Here is an 18,596-nt window from a genome sequence, read left to right as displayed (position 1 = left end):
CGCTTACGACCGGCTCTTTTGTCTTTCAAATAGAACAAACAAGAGAACCAAATGAAAACATATGCACCATCTTTAATTGTTGTCAGCTTAGCAATGGCTTTGCCTGTTATTGCAGATGAAAATTCAAAAAAAGAAATCGAAAAAATTGTAGTTAAAGGTGAGTTATTACCAACCTCAGCTAAAAATGCCGCTAATTCAATCGACGTAATAAACAAAGCTGCATTAGAAAAAAGCGGCGCAGACCATATTCAAGATGTTTTACAACAAGTTGGTAATATTAATTATTCGTCAGGCAGTTCAAGAGCGCGCTTTTTTCAAATTCGTGGTATCGGTGAACGTAGCCAATTTGTTGATCCGGTTAACCCTTCAGTCGGTGTGGCTATTGACCGTATCGATTATTCAGAAATCGCTAATGCCGCTACTTTATTCGATATTGACCAAGTAGAAGTTTTCAAAGGGCCTCAAGGCACCAGCGTTGGTGCAAATGCCATGGCTGGGTTTATAAACTTAGCGAGTACCGAAACGGGGTCTGGTCAAGAAGGCAAAGTTAGAGTTTCTATGGGAAATTACGGTTTTCAGCAATTGGCTGCAGCGTATGGTGGTGACATAAATAACAAAGCAGAATATCGAGTCTCCGTTAATAAAGTAGACGGTGACGGTTATATTGAAAATACCTACTTAGGCCGTAAAGACACCAATGGTATTGATGAGTTGTCTGTTCGCGCTATGTTAGATGTGGAAATGAGCCAAGAATGGACAATGAAAGCGGTTTTACATAAGTTTGATATTAATAACGGATATGATTCATTTTCATTAGATTTAAATCGCACTACTTTGTCTGATGAACCTGGTTTTGATAGACAAGATACCACTGCAATAGCACTGACAAATAAATACCAAGGCTTTTCATTTGCAGATGCAGAATTATTTATTAGCCACTCGAATTCGGATCTAGATTATGGTTTTGATGAAGACTGGGCTTACGGTCAATACAACGACGATTGGTCATTTACTGGAATCCATCCAGACGGGTATTCAAGTACCGATTATTACTTTAGAAAACGTACTGCAGATCAACTTGATTTACGTTTAACAAGCAAAGACAAAGATTGGGTGGTTGGCCTATATAACCAACAAAAAAATGCAGATTTAACCCGTCAATATACTTGGAACGACTCTGACTTTTTAAGTGATTATGACGTCGCGAATATCGCGTTATATGGTGAAAAACGTTTTGCTTTGTCGGACAGTATTAACATTACGGCCGGCTTAAGAGTTGAAAATTATCAAGGTGATTATGCCGATAGTAACGGCACGGTAAGTTCGACTGATGACACTATGTGGGGCGGACATTTCACTGCGAGCAAACAATACGATGATGCATTTTTAGCTTATTTTAGGGTCAGTCAAGGTTTCAAAGCCGGTGGCGTAAATGGCGAAGCATTAAGCAAACTTAATGATGCGAACTTACAGCAGTTTTATTTTGAATTAAGAGAACATGCGAGCTTTAAACCTGAAACACTAACTAATGTTGAGTTAGGTTTAAAATATAACTCAAACGACAATAAGTTAAATGCCGTGGCGACCTTGTTTTACTCAACACGTGACGACATGCAAATTAAACAATGGTTAACGGATAACAGTGTTGTACCTGTGTTTGTTGGTTATTTGTCGAATGTCCCTACCGGTTCAAATTACGGTGTTGAAACCAGCGTTAATTATAAATTAACCAAGAGCATCAAGGTATTTGCTGGATTATCGTTACTAGAAACGGAAATAGACAATATTGACCGCCTTGAAGAAGATCCTGTCACTGGCGAAGATGTGTCTGTAAATATAAGTGGTAGAGAGCAAGCCCACGCGCCAAAATATCAGTTTAACTTGGGTGCCGACTGGCAACTGACGGATAATATCATTGCTAATGTATCTTTCACTGGCAAAGACGAATTTTATTATTCATATAGTCATGATGAAACGGCCGATTCCGTCGTCTTAGCTAATGCCAGCTTAACTTATAAAGGTGACGTTATTGATGTCACATTATGGGGGCGTAACTTAACTGATGAAGAATATGGTGTACGAGGTTTCTATTTTGGCAATGATCCTAGAGATGGCTGGGTTGCGAAAAACTACGAGCAATTTGGTGAACCAAGAGTTATCGGCATTAGACTCGATTACCTATTTTAATGCCTGTACATTCAACGTTAATAAGTTATCAACATAACCTTAAAACAGTACTCACATTAGGTTTCTCTAATGTGAGCGCAACAAGGACAAAAAATGCAATTAAGTGTAGAAATAAGTAAGTACCCTTTAGCTGAGGTAGATTACGTCGCCGCAATACAAAATTTCATCGATCGCATCAACACACATCAAGATATTACTATCGTCACGAATGTGATGAGTACTCAGCTTTTTGGTGATTACGATGTGGTTATGAAGGCATTAACTCAAGAGTTAAAAACCAGTTTTGAATTATACGGTACCACCGTATTTGCTTGTAAATTTATCCCAGGTAACTTGTACCAAAAATACGCAAGTTAACTGTGCTTAGGAATAAATATGTTTGAGCAAATATTAGCTGGCTTTGAAGCTATGTCAGGTTGGGAATATGTTGGGGTGTTTCTAGGGCTTGCCTATCTGATTCTAGTAATGAAAGAAAGTTTATGGTGTTGGCCGGCAGCCTTTATCTCAACCTTAATTTATACCATTTTATTCTGGCAAGGCGCATTGTTAATGGAGAGTTTGTTAAGCTTCTATTATTTGTTAATGGCCATTTATGGCTGGTGGCAGTGGCGTAAAGCCGATAAAACGGCTAGCGCGACAGACAGTTCCAGTATAGTAAGTTGGGCGGCTACAACACATATAAAATGGATTGCTGCAGCTACGGTCATCTCTGTTGTATTAGGCTACGTTATGGATGAACACACCCACGCAAAAATGGCTTATCTAGACTCATTCACCACGGTGTTTGCGGTGATGACAACCTACATGGTGACGCAAAAAGTATTGGAAAACTGGTTGTATTGGATAGTCATCGATCTGGCATCGATATTTTTATACGTAGAAATGAACTACTACCCTACGGCAATATTATTTGTTTTATACACTGGGCTTGCATGGCAAGGGTATTTAATTTGGCGTAAACAACTGCCGGTTAATCAAGCAATACATTATGAATCATGACTTAATAACGGCTGAGTTTTGGTTAAATTATTTGCCAGAGCAGTATGCTGATTATTTATCATTCTCAATCATAGATTTAGGTCGACACCCGTCGGCCTTTCTGACGTATAAAGACAAAATTAGATTTATTAAACAAGTACCTGAGCATGTTCAACAAAAAGAATATGCAGTGCTTTCTTGGTTAGAGCAACTGCAATCTAAAACAGAAACGTTAACATCAGAGCGATTGGAAAAAGCGCAACCCCCTTTAGAGTTACAACTCCCGCAGCCAGAGTTTATTCACTCAAGAACCGATTTACTGGTGACATCAAAACTCGATGGTTTCCATCTCACTAAGCTGAGTTTATTGGAACAATTACCATTGGTTTGTAAAGTGTTGGTATATATTCATCGACTGATAGAAGTAACGCATTTACCTAATATCATAGTGCAATCGTTAAATTATGAATTACCCTGTGATATTAACGATGTCGCTCCAGCTTATAAAAACGTATTTCAACAAGCCAAAGATAATATAAAAAACAACGTGGCTATATTAAGCTTTATTCATGGGGATCTGTCAGACGGAAATATCTTAGCCAGTGATTTAACTATTGGGTTAGTCGACTGGGAATATGCAACGGTACGAGATGGTCGTTGGGACTTAGCTACATTAGCGGTGGAATTTGAATTAAATGCCAAGGAATTTTCAGGGTTATGCGAGGTGTATTTAAAACAGAGAGATTTAAAGGAAAAAAGTTTTACTTCAGTAGCACAAAGTTGGTCAGTGATATACGCATTAACCTGTTTGTCATGGGCTCAAAAAAATAACCAAGAAACAAACAGGTATATACGATTTCTACAGAATTTGGAGTATTAAAGACCGCCCAAACGTAAAGCGATTTCTTTATATTTTTCAACATCGGCTTTGTCGAATAATGGTTTGTCATCCGCATCTCTATCTGCCGCATTTAACAAATGCTCACGCTCTAAACGAATAACACGAACATCTTTCACACCTAGGAATTCAGCAACTTCATCAATTGTCATTAGTGACATATATCTTCTCCAAAGAAAAATAAGATAATTTGTAATTAAAGCTAAAAACACTGAAATTACTAGTTTAAATTACTTTTATACTAAGCCAAATCCATTACTTTTGAAAAGTAAAAATCACAATAAATATAAAACTTGAAGTATTAATCGCCAAATTAAACCATATATTAGTAAATATAGGTACAGGTAGAGGGCAATTTGTGGTGTTATTAATTGCCGATCAGTATGAAGTTAATCCTTTATAAACTAGCCAATTCTTATTTAATTGATTAGAATGCTCGCGCTTTAGGTCAAGCCTAATGCAGTGCGCTCTCGTGGTGAAGTGGATCTCACGCGTCCCTCCGGAGGATGAGTCGCAGGTTCGATTCCTGCCGAGAGCGCCAACCTCCCCTAAATACCAATAAATACAATAAAGTCCCTTTAATAATAAATTTAAACCATAGTTTTATTCCAATTAAGTTCAGATTTGTCCTGTAATCAAGACTATTTACGCACCCCTATTTGCCATATATCAAATCGTCTAGTTACTGCTAGTTCTTGCGATTGACTTCTTGCACCTCAGTTACTAAATTTGTCCGGACAAATAAAAAGAATATATGTTCCTAGGGGAAAAGCATGACGGCATTACAGACAATGAGACAAATTTATGAGCAATGAATTAAGCAATTGGGATGACATATTATTATTGAATGATCAGTTATCTGAAGACCAACGAATGATCCGCGACATGTCTCATGACTTTTGTCAGCAAGAGTTGATGCCTGGCATATTAATGGCTAATCGTGAAGAAAACTTTGATCCAAATATTATGCGTAAATTTGGTGAAGTAGGTTTATTAGGCGCAACCATTAATGGTTATAACTGTTCAGGCGTTGACTATGTGAGCTACGGTTTAGTGGCTCGTGAAGTTGAACGTGTTGACTCGGGTTACCGTAGCGCTATGAGTGTGCAATCTTCTTTAGTTATGCACCCTATATATAAGTTTGGTAATGAAGAAACCAAAGAAAAATATCTGCCAAAACTAGCAACGGGTGAATACATAGGTTGTTTTGGGTTAACAGAACCAGATTCAGGTTCAGATCCAGCCAGCATGAAAACCCGTGCTAAAAAAGTAGACGGTGGATATCGTTTAACGGGATCTAAAATGTGGATAACAAACTCACCAATCGCGGATGTATTTGTTGTTTGGGCTAAAAATGAAGCTGAAGATAATAAGATCTGTGGTTTTGTGTTAGAAAAAGGAATGGCGGGACTATCTGCACCAAAGATTGAAGGTAAACTCTCTTTACGTTCTTCAATCACAGGTGAAATCGTGATGGATAACGTATTTGTACCAGAACAGAATATGTTCCCAGAAGTACGCGGTTTAAAAGGTCCATTTAGTTGTCTAAATATGGCACGTTACGGTATTTCATTTGGCGCGCTAGGTGCTGCTGAATTCTGTTGGCATGCAGCTCGTCAATACGGGTTAGACCGTAAACAATTTGATAAGCCATTAGCACAAACTCAGTTATTCCAAACTAAGTTAGCCAACATGCAGACTGAAATTACTTTAGGTTTACAAGGGTCGTTACGTGTAGGTCAAATCATCGACTCAGGTGATTGGGATCCAACTATGATTTCATTAGTGAAACGTAATAACTGTGGCAAGTCGCTAGATATAGCTCGTATGGCGCGTGACATGCACGGTGGTAATGGTATTGCTGATGAATTCCATGTAATACGCCACATGATTAACTTAGAAACGGTTAATACCTATGAAGGTACCTATGACGTTCATGGTTTAATATTAGGCCGTGCTCAAACGGGTCTACAAGCATTTTATTAAACCTGGCGAATTAAACCGAGCTAACTAAGGTTTAATCAATGGTTATCAAAGAAGCTCCTAAACAGGAGCTTTTTTATTACCAAATTTTCGCCTCTTCATACACAAGATGACTCTACAAGAGTTAATTTGACAAAGGTCAACGACTGAAAAATACATAAAGTCCTATTGATGGAAGTTAAGTAGATTTTAAGGCAGACCATGAAACACAGAACAATACGCGGCACAGTGCAATACACCAGTAAAAAGCCTGAACGTTTGGATCAAGAGCGGGGGCGTGAGTTTTTTACAATTACCAAACAATCCGACGGCGTGAAAGTATTACAAGCACATTGTGAAATAGATGACGAACTTAATGTTATTCGTGATGTTGTATTAGTCTGTTCGTTGTTAAGAGAGTAATGTAAGATTACTCTCTTAACATCTCAGATTATTGGCTTTTTCATTTATAACCAGTTAGCTTATCTAAAATATTTATAATTAAGATCGGCTGAATGAAGAAGTTTGAAGTACTTACGTTTATGTTATTAACAGTTAGTTTTTTAACTCTGCTAACAGGTTGCGGCCAATCCCAATCCCCATTTCAGTCTCAAAGCCAAAAGCAAACCTCTCATAACATTACCTTTGAGTTACATTCCCCCACCTTAACACCCAATGCCGACATATACATTACTGGTTCAAACCAAGTGTTAGGTAACTGGCAACCTGATTCAGTACCACTTAGTTATTTAAGAGAAGACACGTGGCAGATCACTTTGCCATTTAATATAAATGAGTCGTTTGAATTTAAGTTTACTCAAGGAGATTGGTCCGTTGAAATAGCAGACAAAAACGGAAGTGTGCTGCCAAATTTTGTGGGTCTTGCGGATAAAGATAAAACCATTGTGATTAAAGCGGAACAGTGGACAAGTAAATCTCAAAATACGTTATCAGGACAAATCACAGGCACAGTTGAATATCATCAACACTTCAGTAGTGAAGACATTTTAGAGAGGGACATCATAGTCTGGTTGCCACCTGGTTATAACAAAGACATGCAACAGTCATATCCAGTTTTATATATGCATGATGGCCAGAATATTATTGATCCAGCTACCTCTTCATTTGGTGTGGATTGGCAGATGGATGAAACATCCACGGATATGATGAACAATAATGAGATGGAAAAAATCATTATAGTTGGGATTAATAACAGTAAAGATAGAAGCACTGAATTAGATCCCACGCTAAAACAAGGTCAGCAGTATATGGACTTTGTGATCAACATTATTAAACCTTTTATTGATAGCAATTACCGCACTAAACCAAAGGCCGAATATACAGCGGTTGGTGGGTCTTCTATGGGCGGCATAATGTCGTTTGCTATGGTGTGGCAATATCCTCAAATTTTCAGTAAAGCTATTGTTATGTCTCCTGCTCTTAAAGTTGACCATATCGATTATGTTTCTGTGGTGCAAAACTCAAATATACCATCAACCCCTGTGTATTTTTATATTGATAACGGCGGTATAGGATTAGAGCAAAAATTACAGCCTGGTATAGATGAGATGTTACAGGTACTCACAAAACAGCATAAGTTTGAACAGTTTACTTGGGTGCAAGATGTTGATGGCCGTCATTCAGAAGCCGATTGGGCTAAACGTTTACCACAGGCGTTTAAGATTTTATTTCCCAAAGTAACAGATAATAAAAATAATTAGAGAGCGTTTTATGAAAGCATTTGTGACAGGTGGAACGGGGTTTTTAGGACTAAATGTAATTCAACAGTTACTTGAGAAAGGTTGGCAAGTAATTGCTCTGCACCGACCGAATTCAAATATTAGTGATTTAGCTAATTTGGACGTGACTTTAGTTGAAGGGAGTTTGACCGATATCACCTCATTACAGAAAATAGTGCCAAAGGATTTGGATGCAATATTTCATATAGCGGGTGATACCAATATGTGGAGTCGCAATAACGAAAGGCAGTTCCAAGCCAATGTTGTAAGTACTCAAAACTTAGTAGAAGTGGCGTTAGAAAATAAAGTAGGCCGATTTATTCACACCTCATCAATATCAGCCTATGGTTTCCATGATTCAATAATCACAGAACAAGATACCAGTAAGGCAATGCAAAGTGGCGTTAATTATTTAAAGACTAAATTCTTGGGTGAAAAAGTAGTTAAAGATGCGGTCAAACTAAGAGGGTTAAATGCGGTTGTGTTAAATCCTTGTGCGATTATTGGTCCTTATGACAGACATAACTGGTCACAATTATTCACTATGATCCAAAACGGCAGTTTACCCGGCGTACCACCAGGAGAAGGATCATATTGTCATGTAAAAGAAGTGGCTGCGGCACATATAACTGCGTTTGAAAAAGGCAAAAATGGTGAGAACTATATATTGGCAGGCACAGATTGCGCCTTTTTAGAAGTGGTGACAAAAATTGGTAAATTAGTAAATCAGCCAACGGCAGATAAAACCGTGCCTAAGTTGGCGTTAAAAATTGTTGGATATGTATCTTATTGGTGGTCATTAGTTACCAACAAAGAACCAACAATGACACCTGAAAAAGCCACTATGGTATCCAAACGTGTTGTCGCATCAAGTAATAAGGCGGTTACAGAATTAGGTTATGTCGATAATATTTCCATCGATGTGATGTTAGAAGATTGTTACAAATGGATGAAATCGGAACGACTACTCTAAGTATGTAATTTAGCTTAAGTCATTTATTGGCTTAAATGGGCTAACAGACGATCCATCGCGCGGTAATTTAATGCTTCAGTGAGATGGCCTCTATTAATGTCTTTAGTTTGTTGTAAGTCAGCTATGGTGCGGGCCACCTTTAAAATTTTATGATAGGCGCGTATCGACATATTTAAGTGATGGATCGTGTTTTCAAGAAATAGTTGATCATCTTTGAGTAAGATACAATATTTGGCTACTTCTTTACTGGATAATAACGCATTGGGTTTTCCGGCTCTGGCTAACATAATTTCTCGAGCTTGATTCACTCGTTGTTTAACTACGGCAGATGTTTCCCCAGTATGATTATTTCCCGTTAACGCACCTTTTGGTAATGCAGGCACATCTATTTGTATATCTATGCGGTCTAATAAAGGCCCTGATATTTTGTTTAAATACCGTAATACCTGATCGGACGTACTACGACCATCGTTATAATGTCCTGTTGGGCTAGGATTTAACGCACCTACAAATTGGAATCTGGCTGGGAAGTCTGCTTGTTGGGTGGCTCGCGATATTGTGATCACACCGGTTTCCATGGGTTCTCTTAATACATCTAATACTTTACGGTCAAACTCAGGTAATTCGTCTAAGAATAAAACACCATTATGTGAAAGAGAGATTTCTCCGGGTTTAGGCACACTACCGCCTCCAACTAAGGCAACGCCAGAAGCTGTGTGGTGCGGATTTCTAAATGGTCTGGTTCGCCATTTGGTAAAATCAAATGGTTTGCCACTAACTGAATGAATAGCTGCAGTTTGTAACGCTTGTTCAATAGACATTTCCGGTAATATGCTGGCAAGGCGTGACGCTAACATTGATTTGCCAGTGCCTGGTGGACCTAAAAACAGCAGGTTATGCTGACCCGCCGCGGCAATTTCTAAGGCGCGTTTAGCCATTGTTTGCCCAATCACATCATTTAAGTCATGACCACTAACCATGTGGGTGTTATCTGAATTTTTATTGGGAGGATGAAAGGCTAAGTTTTGCTGTCCGGTTAAATGGTGGAAAACTTCCATTAATGTTGATGCTTCTAGGATTTCAGTGTTTTCTACTAAACCAGCTTGGCTGATATTTTCTTTAGGCAATATACAAATACGTTGGGCTTTGCCACAAGCCATAGTTGTGGGTATTTCACCAATAATGCCACGTACATCGCCATTTAATCCTAACTCGCCATAAAATTCATATTGTATGAGTTTATCCACTGGCACCTGAGCCGATGCGGCAAGAATACCAACCGCAATGGCAAGGTCAAATCGTGCACCTTCTTTTGGAATATCAGCAGGGGATAAGTTTACGGTTAATCTTGTTTGTGGAAATTGAAAGTCACTATTTACTAACGCACTACGAACTCTATCTCTTGATTCTCTTACGCTAGCATCGGGTAACCCAACGATTTGAAAAGAGGGGAGACCGTTGGATATATGGACTTCAATCGTCACTAATGGGGCATTAATACCTACTCTGGCTCGGCTGTAAACAGTTGCAAATGACATTACAAATTCCAATTTCCCTATTATAAGAACAAAATATAGTTTGAAACTAGGAATGTTCAATATTGTTTCTTATTTGAACAAAGATATTTAAAAATAATTGAATTGATCTCTTTCATTTTGGATAAAAAGTTAATACACTCACTGGTAAGACATCAGACCAGTTAAGTGTATAGTTGTACTATATTTACTAGGTCTGGCACCAAGTATTAACACTTGGACAACCATAAAACAGAATAAAGAGGGGCAAATTATGAGCCTAAGAACGTCATTTAGAAAAATCTTACCTGAAATTTCTCGCACTGAACAAGAAGCATTAGACGCTGGAGATACGTGGATTGAAGCTTCTATTTATCAAGGTAAACCAGACTTTAATACTTTGTTACAGACTGCCCCTTCAAAATTAACGGAGCGTGAGCAAGCCTTTATTGATGGCCCGTTAGCAGAATTATTAGAAATGTTAGATGATGTTGAAGTGCATAACAGCACACATATCCCACCACGAGTGTTACAGCATTTAAAAGATAATAAATTTTTCTCTTTCATTATCCCTCAAGAATTTGGCGGATTAGAGTTTAGCGCATACGCAAGTTCTACTATTGTGGCGTCAATCTCTACAAAGAGTAACCCAATTGCGACAACCGTTATGGTTCCTAACTCCTTAGGGCCTGGTGAATTATTAGCGCATTTTGGTACTGATGAGCAAAAGCAACATTACTTACCACGTTTGTCTGATGGTTTAGAAATCCCATGTTTTGCATTAACTAGCCCTGAAGCTGGTTCTGATGCTGGTGGTATTCCAGACAGAGCAATTGTGACTAAAGGCATGTATAACGGTGAAGAAGTTGTAGGTTTACGTTGTACGTGGGACAAACGTTATATAACGTTAGCGCCTATTTCAACAGTACTTGGCCTTGCAGTAAAAGTATTCGATCCAGAAAACTTAATTGGTAATGAAGAAGACTTAGGTATTACTTGTCTATTATTACCGACAGATTATGAAGGTGTTGAAATTGGCAATCGTCATAATCCATTAGGCGTTAAATTCTACAATGGTACGACTCGTGGTACTGATGTATTTGTTCCTATGGAATTTGTTATCGGTGGAGCGAAGAACATAGGCAAAGGTTGGCAAATGCTTGTATCTTGTTTAGGTGCAGGTCGTGGTGTTTCGTTACCAGCAAATGGTTGTGCAACAGGACATGCTTCACTTAAATCAACTTCTGAATATGCTGCAATTCGTGAGCAATTCGGTATGCCAATCGGAAAGTTTGAAGGCATCCAAGAGCAATTAGCATTAATAGGTGGTTTGACTTACAACTTAGAAGCAATGCGTCACTTAGTATTAAATTCATTAGATGCAGGTTTAAAACCGTCTGTGATAACTGCGATGGCTAAATACCACATGACTGAAATGGGTCGTACTTGTCTACAAGCGGCTATGGATGTTCAAGCAGGTAAAGCAATTCAAATGGGTCCTAACAATGTATTAGCTAGCGCATATTTTGCTACGCCAATTGGTATTACGGTTGAAGGTGCAAATATCTTAACTCGTAACTTAATGATATTTGGTCAGGGTGCCACTCGTTGTCATCCACATGTACAAGACTTAATTTCTGTTATTCACTCTGAAGAAAAAGGCGCGGATAAAGAATTTAACAAGTTAATGAGAAAAACGATTGGTTACAGCACTAAGAATTTCCTTCGCGGCGTTGCAACAGCTTATTTACCTGGATTTGGCAGCGGTAAAAATGCCGACCCTATGGTTAAGAAATTTGAAAAACAAATTAATCGTTTGTCTTCAGCATTAGCAGTTCAATCTGATTTTGCATTGTTAGTATTAGGCGGCGACTTAAAACGTAAAGAGATGTTATCTGCACGTTTAGGTGACGTTATGAGTTACTTATTTATGGCAATGGCTAACATTAAATTTTATTTACAAAGTGACTGTCGTGAACAAATCACGCCTTACTTTAACTACGGTACTACTTGGGCATTAAAACAAGCTGAAGATGCATTGTTTGCTTACTCAGATAACTTCCCAAATAGATTAGTTTCTGGTTTATTAAGTGCGAAATTAGGTATGCCGTTCATCAAACGTTCAAAAGTGTCTGATAAAATGATCACTGATTTGGCAGAAGCAACATTAAAAGATGATGATGCTAAAAAATCATTAACATCTCTAGTTCGTATGGTTGGTCGTGATGGCTTTACTGTATTGGAAGATGCGTACAAAGCGAAACTGGATGTATTACCTTTGTTAGACAAAATGAAATCAGCCGTACGTGCCGGTACTATCAAGAAACAATTAACGTTTTCTGAATTAGTGGATGTAGCAACCGCTGCTGATGTACTAACAGCAGAAGAGAAAGATAGATTAAGCGCTTATGACGTTAAACGTAAATTAGCTATCGCAGTTGATGAATACACGTTTGACTTGGAACTCATCACAAATATTGATGTGAAAGAACCATTATTAAAATCAGCTTAATTAATTAGTTTTATAAACACTTAGAAAGCCTCATTTATTGAGGCTTTTTTATTGCCTGTGATTTGTTTGTTCATCGTTTGATGTAGGTAATGACAAAATATATATTTGCAGTACAATCCATTCACTACAGCTGCTTATTGAATTTTTAGGTCACTCACCTTGGTCGACTTCACCCTTTTAGCGATATTTATTCCTACTTTTTTTATTGTCAGTATTACGCCTGGCATGTGCATGACGTTGGCAATGACTTTAGGTATGTCAATTGGTGTACGTAAAACCATGTGGATGATGTGGGGGGAATTATTAGGCGTTGCGACCGTTGCGATAACAGCGGTGGTTGGTGTTTCTGCGGTAATGCTGCAATATCCTTTGATTTTTAGCTTCTTGAAAATAGCAGGGGCGTTATACTTATTATGGGTAGGCGTCAATATGTGGCGCTCAAAAGGGAAATTAGCGTTATCTGATACCCCATCTGAATCAACTCGTATTAGTAAGCTAACTTTGTTTAATCAAGGTTTTTTAACGGCCATTGCCAACCCTAAAGGTTGGGCATTTATGATCTCTTTATTACCGCCCTTTATAAATCCAAATTTATCACTGTTGGGACAGTTAACCGTGTTAGTCCTAGTGATCTCTTGTTCTGAGTTTATTTGCATGATGTTATATGCAACAGGCGGTAAAACCATTGGCAAAGCTCTAACCCAGCAAAATAACGTTAAAAAACTAAACAAGATATCTGGGTCATTAATGATGGCCGTGGCGCTTTGGTTAGCGCTCAGTTAGCATATATATTAATGTTGTTTTAACCAATCGACTATTTCTGGAAAATGGTCTTTTGGTGCATCAGGATGGGTTAAGATATTAATATGGTCATAATCGACTTTGTAACCAGCCTTTTTAGATAAATTACTGAAACGCGCCGCATGTTTACAACTTTCATTAATAAACAGTTTTACATCTTGAGCATGACCTAACGCGAAGTCTTTTACGCCAGTTATATGCCAGCTTTGTGGCCATTCTATTTCTTTTGCTGCTTGTCCATAATCGAAGTTATCTATAGGGTCAATCCACTTAGATGATTTAATCCAGTCAAGTGATTCAAGTATCGACTGGTGTGTTTCATTGTCTGAACCGATACCAAACTTAACTGCATTTAAATATCCAGTTCTTTTAGTGACCAAAGGAGTAAACAAGCTCCACACTAAACTCACTTTAAGAAATCGCTCCATGTTCCATACGGTTACACGTCGTTTTGTACCAAAGCAGACTTGTGCTCGAATATGAGGCAATAAAGCAGGGAACCTGGCTAATGCGCTGCCAAATAAAACACCTCCCCAAGAATGACAAACTACATGCATTGGTTGTTTAGTTAATCCATAAACATATTCAATCAAAGCTGGAATATCTTGCACTATGGTTTCATGTTGACCAAAATTTGAATCACCGTTTATGACAGGAGTACTTGCACCTCGCCCACGGAAGTCAACGACATACACATCAAAGCCTTGTTCAGCGAGATAACAGGCAAAACCTTTACCAGACTCGGTGTAGAAAATCTTTCCGTTTTCAATGGAGCCATGAAACATTAATACGGGTATACCATTGGTTGAGGTATTTATGTTGCGGATGTGTAAAGTATGGTTGTTTTGAGATAAATAAAGCGATTGTTGAAACATAATCATAACTGGTCGGATGTTTTCTAATGTACCCAGTTTAAGTATTTACATGTTCAATACAAGCTTTGATTTATAAACATAAAAAAGACTGCACTAATGCAGTCTTTTAAATTTATGAATTGTAAATCGTATTTAAATCAAGGTTAAACTCGGGTATGCCCGTCACCTAACACAACAAATTTTTCTGTTGTTAACGACTCTAATCCCATAGGACCATATGCGTGTAGTTTACTAGTAGATATACCAATTTCAGCACCTAAACCCAGCTCGCCACCATCACTGAAACGAGATGATGCGTTAACCATAACCACAGCAGAGTTAATCTGTCTGATAAATTGGTTGGCTAAGCTAATGTCTTGAGTAATGATTACTTCTGTATGGCCTGAACTAAAGCGTTGGATATGCGAAACGGCTTCGTCGTATGAATCTACAACTTTGATCGCGATCTCTAATGCTAAATATTCTGCATCGTAATCTAAATCCGTTGCTAAATCGGCATTATCAAAGTATTCAATCGCCTGTTCACATGCATGTACACGAACCTTCTTCTCTGCGAATGTTGCAGCCACTACAGGTAAAAACTGCTTAACAACGTCTTTGTGCACTAATAAGGTTTCTAAGGCATTACACACACCAGGGCGTTGGGTTTTACCGTTTATTAAAATGTTTAACGCTTTCGTTAAGTCACCAAATTGATCAACGTATAAATGGCACACGCCTTTATAATGTTGGATTACTGGAATTCGACTGTTTTGACTTACATGTCTAATTAAGTTTTCACCGCCACGAGGTATTAATAGATCAATCTCTTCGTTTAAGGTTAATAGCTCATTCATGATCTCACGATCTGGATCTGGAACTAGTGAAATTGCGTGCAATGGGATATCAAACTGCTCAAGTGCTTGGTGAATTGAATCGGCTAACGCTAAGTTACTATGAAGCGCTTCTTTACCACCACGAAGTACGACGGCATTACCTGCTTTAAAACATAAAGAGGCAGCATCAACGGTAACGTTAGGGCGTGATTCATAAATCATGGCAATAACACCTAGAGGTATACGTTGTTTCGATACATTTAGACCGTTTGGTAAACGTGAGGTTTTAGTCACTAGACCCACAGGGTCAGGTAAACTAGCAATGTGTTCTACCGCTTTGGCAATATCAATAATACGTTCTTCAGTTAATAACAATCTATCTACCATAGATTCGGATAAACCATTTTCTTTTGCAGCTTTCATGTCTAATTGATTTGCAGCTAAAATTTTTGTGGTGTGAGCTTGTAAGTTGGCAGAGATAGTCATTAAAACCCGATTTTTAGTTTCGGTGCTCAGTGATGCCACTACATTTGCTGCCTGTTTAGCCTGTGAAGCCATGTTCTGAATAGAAAAAGTCATTCTGTGTTTCCTCATCTAGCTGTTAAATAATACCAAATCATCCCTATGGATGATCTCTTCTTTGTGCTTAAAACCTAATATGGACTCAAATTTCGCACTGTCTTTGCCTGCAATTAAATCCAATTCAGATTTTGAATATTGGCTTAATCCTCGGGCAATTATTTCATTGTTGTACTCAATATCTATCGCTTCTCCACGGATAAAATTTCCTTGTGTAGATACGACTCCTTTTGCTAACAGCGAGGCACCATTGCCTAATAAAGCTGTTTTTGCTCCCTCATCAATGACTATTTTACCACTGGCGTGCAGGGTATATTTTAGCCATTGTTTTTTGGCGGTATCTTTATTGTGTACCGCTTTAAACCAAGTGCCGACATGTTCTTTATCCGACAACTTAGAGAATGTATTTTCTGTTTTACCGTTAACAATAAAAGTGTGAATACCATTGTTTGTGGTTTTTTCGGCGGCTTGTAACTTGGTTATCATACCACCTGTAGCAATTTTATTCTGGGTGTCACCGGCTAATGCGTATATTGCAGCGTTAATTTCGTCAACAATTGGCAACAGTTCAGCACTAGGAGTCGTTTTCGGATCGGCGTTATATAAGCCATTAATATCACTACAAATAAATAAAATATCTGCATCACATATTAAGGCAACTAATGCCGCCAAGTTATCGTTGTCACCGACTTTAAGTTCTTCTGTGGCAACGGTATCGTTTTCATTAATAATTGGGATAATATTGTTGGCGAGTAACTCTCGAATCGTATTTTTGATGTTAACGTAACGTCTTCGGTCTCTTAAATCACCATGAGTAATGAGCAGTTGGGCACAACTGACATCAAAAAAACGTTGCCAGTTAGCCATCATTTTAGTTTGACCAATGGCGGCCATTGCTTGCTTTTCAGCAATAGTCACACCTTGGTTGTGGCATTTTATTTCATTTCTCCCCGCTGCGACTGAACCTGAAGAAACTAATATAACTTCTTTACCTTGTGCTCTAGCATCATTGATAAACTTAGCGATTGGCAAAATAAATTGACCACTCACTTCACAGCCATTTGGCGCGATTAATGCGCTGCCAATTTTTATAACGGCTCGTTGCCAGCCGGTCCAATCTTGAGTGTTCATACCTTGAATGTTCTTTAGTGAGAAATTTGAATAAATACTTTAATTTTACTCTAACTGATTACGCTAACGAGATCGATACGCAATTGATATGAGTTAGATAATTATCTTTGAAGGTGACTATTTATCATCATAATTTGATTCAATTTTGAAAAAATTTAATTTAATTTAGTATTTGTTTACATATCACCTTTACCCTGGTTAAAAATGCTGCTAACTTATGTGACAAGTTTGGAGCGTTCCTGTCCAAATTCTAACCACTAACTCCTGAAGTCCACATCAAAACAAAGACACATCTATGTATTTAAGAGAACTAAAAAGTAAGCCTATTAGCGAATTGGTCAAATTAGCTGAGACTATGGGTCTAGAAAACATGGCCCGTCTGCGCAAGCAAGACATAATTTTTTCCATTTTAAAGAAACACGCCAAAAGTGGTGAATCTATCTATGGCGATGGCGTATTAGAGATATTGCAAGATGGATTTGGCTTTTTACGTTCAGCTGACTCATCGTATTTAGCAGGGCCTGATGATATATACGTATCACCAAGCCAAATACGACGTTTTAATTTACGTACAGGTGATTCTATATCGGGAGTGATTCGCCCCCCGAAAGATTCAGAACGTTATTTCGCATTATTAAAAATAGAACAAGTAAACCACGACAAACCAGAAATCTCCCGCAACAAAATCTTATTTGAAAACTTAACTCCATTACATGCAACATCTCGTTTTACTATGGAACGTGGTAATGGTTCTACGGAAGATATTACTGCTCGTGTTTTAGATTTAGCATCACCAATTGGACGCGGTCAACGTGGTCTGATTGTCGCTCCACCTAAAGCTGGTAAAACAATGTTGATGCAAAACATTGCAACTTCAATTGCGGCTAATCACCCTGAAGCTGAATTAATGGTACTTCTAATTGACGAACGTCCAGAAGAAGTTACAGAGATGCAACGCTTAGTAAAAGGTGAAGTTATTGCTTCAACATTTGACGAACCAGCTAGCCGTCACGTACAAGTGGCGGAAATGGTTATCGAGAAAGCCAAACGTTTAGTAGAACACAAAAAAGACGTCGTGATCTTGCTAGACTCCATCACGCGTTTAGCTCGTGCTTATAATACGGTTATCCCGTCATCTGGTAAGGTTCTTACTGGTGGTGTTGATGCCAATGCACTACATAAACCAAAACGTTTCTTTGGTGCGGCTCGTAACGTTGAAGAAGGTGGTAGTTTAACTATCATAGCAACTGCTTTGGTAGATACAGGTTCTAAGATGGACGAAGTAATCTACGAAGAATTTAAAGGTACAGGTAACATGGAATTGCACTTAAATCGTAAGATTGCAGAGCGCCGTGTATTCCCAGCCATAGACTTCAATCGTTCTGGTACTCGTCGTGAAGAGTTAATGACTTCTAAAGATGAATTACAAAAAATGTGGATACTTCGTAAGATTGTTAATCCAATGCAAGAAGTAGAAGCTATGGAGTTCTTAATTGATAAATTAGGAATGACCAAAACTAACGATGAATTCTTTGAGGCGATGAAACGCCAAAAAAGTTAAACGCTTTGTTAGGTTAAATGATTAAACCCCAACTTAGCTTTGGGGTTTTTTACTATTTGGGTAGTTAAAAG

Annotated in this window: 16 protein-coding genes and 1 tRNA gene; 12 read left to right on the top strand and 5 right to left on the bottom strand. The window is 38.2% G+C overall.

Annotated features, from left to right (window positions below):
• The first annotated feature begins 51 nt into the window (after window positions 1–51).
• The 4 genes from RT723_RS03850 (at window position 52) to RT723_RS03835 (ending at window position 4,045) form a co-directional block, all read left to right on the top strand.
• A complete protein-coding gene (locus tag RT723_RS03850; protein WP_315945946.1) occupies window positions 52–2,187 on the top strand; it encodes a TonB-dependent receptor in 2,136 nt (711 codons plus the stop codon).
• A gap of 93 nt (window positions 2,188–2,280) precedes the next feature.
• A complete protein-coding gene (locus RT723_RS03845; protein ID WP_315945945.1) occupies window positions 2,281–2,544 on the top strand; it encodes a YkoF family thiamine/hydroxymethylpyrimidine-binding protein in 264 nt (87 codons plus the stop codon).
• Window positions 2,545–2,556: 12 nt separating this feature from the next.
• The gene (gene pnuC, locus RT723_RS03840; RefSeq protein ID WP_216056692.1) at window positions 2,557–3,186 is read left to right on the top strand and encodes a nicotinamide riboside transporter PnuC; all 630 of its coding nucleotides are present in this window, start codon (window positions 2,557–2,559) and stop codon (window positions 3,184–3,186) included.
• Window positions 3,176–4,045 carry a phosphotransferase family protein gene (locus tag RT723_RS03835; RefSeq protein WP_315945944.1) on the top strand — a complete coding sequence of 290 codons (870 nt, stop codon included), beginning with the start codon at window positions 3,176–3,178 and terminating at the stop codon, window positions 4,043–4,045. Before pnuC ends, RT723_RS03835 begins: the two co-directional genes overlap by 11 nt.
• Here RT723_RS03835 and RT723_RS03830 read toward each other — a convergent pair.
• Window positions 4,042–4,224 carry a MerR family transcriptional regulator gene (locus RT723_RS03830; protein WP_216056635.1) on the bottom strand — a complete coding sequence of 61 codons (183 nt, stop codon included), beginning with the start codon at window positions 4,222–4,224 and terminating at the stop codon, window positions 4,042–4,044. The genes RT723_RS03835 and RT723_RS03830 overlap by 4 nt on opposite strands.
• 305 nt (window positions 4,225–4,529) lie before the next feature.
• Here RT723_RS03830 and RT723_RS03825 point away from each other — a divergent pair.
• The 5 genes from RT723_RS03825 to RT723_RS03805 all read left to right on the top strand — a co-directional run bounded on the left by RT723_RS03825 (window position 4,530) and on the right by RT723_RS03805 (window position 8,737).
• Window positions 4,530–4,604: transfer RNA gene (locus tag RT723_RS03825), tRNA-Arg, on the top strand.
• Between the two features lie 263 nt (window positions 4,605–4,867).
• Window positions 4,868–6,049: an acyl-CoA dehydrogenase gene (locus RT723_RS03820; protein ID WP_216056590.1), complete on the top strand. Its 1,182-nt coding sequence runs from the start codon at window positions 4,868–4,870 to the stop codon at window positions 6,047–6,049.
• A 198-nt stretch (window positions 6,050–6,247) separates the two neighbouring features.
• Window positions 6,248–6,448, top strand: coding sequence for a hypothetical protein (locus RT723_RS03815; RefSeq protein ID WP_315945943.1), 201 nt, complete (start codon window positions 6,248–6,250; stop codon window positions 6,446–6,448).
• 92 nt (window positions 6,449–6,540) lie between these two features.
• Window positions 6,541–7,746: an alpha/beta hydrolase-fold protein gene (locus tag RT723_RS03810; protein ID WP_315945942.1), complete on the top strand. Its 1,206-nt coding sequence runs from the start codon at window positions 6,541–6,543 to the stop codon at window positions 7,744–7,746.
• 10 nt (window positions 7,747–7,756) lie between these two features.
• Window positions 7,757–8,737, top strand: a complete 981-nt coding sequence (locus RT723_RS03805) for an NAD-dependent epimerase/dehydratase family protein (protein ID WP_315945941.1) — start codon at window positions 7,757–7,759, stop codon at window positions 8,735–8,737.
• 23 nt (window positions 8,738–8,760) lie between these two features.
• Here RT723_RS03805 and RT723_RS03800 read toward each other — a convergent pair whose 3' ends face one another.
• Window positions 8,761–10,275: a YifB family Mg chelatase-like AAA ATPase gene (locus RT723_RS03800; protein ID WP_216056581.1), complete on the bottom strand. Its 1,515-nt coding sequence runs from the start codon at window positions 10,273–10,275 to the stop codon at window positions 8,761–8,763.
• 250 nt (window positions 10,276–10,525) lie between these two features.
• Between RT723_RS03800 and RT723_RS03795 the strand changes: the two genes are divergently transcribed.
• Both RT723_RS03795 and RT723_RS03790 read left to right on the top strand, forming a co-directional pair.
• Window positions 10,526–12,763: an acyl-CoA dehydrogenase gene (locus RT723_RS03795; protein WP_315945940.1), complete on the top strand. Its 2,238-nt coding sequence runs from the start codon at window positions 10,526–10,528 to the stop codon at window positions 12,761–12,763.
• 159 nt (window positions 12,764–12,922) lie between these two features.
• The gene (locus tag RT723_RS03790) at window positions 12,923–13,546 is read left to right on the top strand and encodes a LysE family translocator (RefSeq protein ID WP_315945939.1); all 624 of its coding nucleotides are present in this window, start codon (window positions 12,923–12,925) and stop codon (window positions 13,544–13,546) included.
• Between the two features lie 8 nt (window positions 13,547–13,554).
• Here RT723_RS03790 and RT723_RS03785 read toward each other — a convergent pair whose 3' ends face one another.
• The 3 genes from RT723_RS03785 to proB form a co-directional block, all read right to left on the bottom strand.
• On the bottom strand, window positions 13,555–14,439 hold the full coding sequence (locus tag RT723_RS03785) for an alpha/beta fold hydrolase (protein WP_315945938.1): 885 nt from the start codon (window positions 14,437–14,439) through the stop codon (window positions 13,555–13,557).
• Window positions 14,440–14,582: 143 nt separating this feature from the next.
• The gene (locus RT723_RS03780; RefSeq protein ID WP_315945937.1) at window positions 14,583–15,833 is read right to left on the bottom strand and encodes a glutamate-5-semialdehyde dehydrogenase; all 1,251 of its coding nucleotides are present in this window, start codon (window positions 15,831–15,833) and stop codon (window positions 14,583–14,585) included.
• A gap of 15 nt (window positions 15,834–15,848) precedes the next feature.
• Entirely contained in the window at window positions 15,849–16,964 is a 1,116-nt protein-coding gene (gene proB / locus RT723_RS03775; RefSeq protein WP_315945936.1) for a glutamate 5-kinase, read from the bottom strand.
• Window positions 16,965–17,259: 295 nt separating this feature from the next.
• Between proB and rho the strand changes: the two genes are divergently transcribed.
• The gene (gene rho / locus RT723_RS03770) at window positions 17,260–18,525 is read left to right on the top strand and encodes a transcription termination factor Rho (protein WP_216056575.1); all 1,266 of its coding nucleotides are present in this window, start codon (window positions 17,260–17,262) and stop codon (window positions 18,523–18,525) included.
• Window positions 18,526–18,596: the final 71 nt, after the last annotated feature.

Source organism: Psychrosphaera aquimarina, from assembly GCF_032461525.1.
Classification (GTDB): domain Bacteria; phylum Pseudomonadota; class Gammaproteobacteria; order Enterobacterales; family Alteromonadaceae; genus Psychrosphaera; species Psychrosphaera aquimarina.
Note: the sequence above shows the minus strand (reverse complement) of the source record. Positions and strands in the feature narration are given on the sequence as shown.

Coding starts and splice junctions, on each gene's coding strand:
- RT723_RS03805 (WP_315945941.1), top strand. CDS start 7,757: ATGAAAGCATTTGTGACAGGTGGAACGGGGTTTTTAGGACTAAATGTA.
- RT723_RS03850 (WP_315945946.1), top strand. CDS start 52: ATGAAAACATATGCACCATCTTTAATTGTTGTCAGCTTAGCAATGGCT.
- RT723_RS03785 (WP_315945938.1), bottom strand. CDS start 14,439: ATGTTTCAACAATCGCTTTATTTATCTCAAAACAACCATACTTTACAC.
- RT723_RS03795 (WP_315945940.1), top strand. CDS start 10,526: ATGAGCCTAAGAACGTCATTTAGAAAAATCTTACCTGAAATTTCTCGC.
- RT723_RS03810 (WP_315945942.1), top strand. CDS start 6,541: ATGAAGAAGTTTGAAGTACTTACGTTTATGTTATTAACAGTTAGTTTT.
- RT723_RS03830 (WP_216056635.1), bottom strand. CDS start 4,224: ATGTCACTAATGACAATTGATGAAGTTGCTGAATTCCTAGGTGTGAAA.
- rho (WP_216056575.1), top strand. CDS start 17,260: ATGTATTTAAGAGAACTAAAAAGTAAGCCTATTAGCGAATTGGTCAAA.
- RT723_RS03845 (WP_315945945.1), top strand. CDS start 2,281: ATGCAATTAAGTGTAGAAATAAGTAAGTACCCTTTAGCTGAGGTAGAT.
- RT723_RS03780 (WP_315945937.1), bottom strand. CDS start 15,833: ATGACTTTTTCTATTCAGAACATGGCTTCACAGGCTAAACAGGCAGCA.
- RT723_RS03815 (WP_315945943.1), top strand. CDS start 6,248: ATGAAACACAGAACAATACGCGGCACAGTGCAATACACCAGTAAAAAG.
- RT723_RS03820 (WP_216056590.1), top strand. CDS start 4,868: ATGAGCAATGAATTAAGCAATTGGGATGACATATTATTATTGAATGAT.
- RT723_RS03800 (WP_216056581.1), bottom strand. CDS start 10,275: ATGTCATTTGCAACTGTTTACAGCCGAGCCAGAGTAGGTATTAATGCC.
- proB (WP_315945936.1), bottom strand. CDS start 16,964: ATGAACACTCAAGATTGGACCGGCTGGCAACGAGCCGTTATAAAAATT.
- RT723_RS03835 (WP_315945944.1), top strand. CDS start 3,176: ATGAATCATGACTTAATAACGGCTGAGTTTTGGTTAAATTATTTGCCA.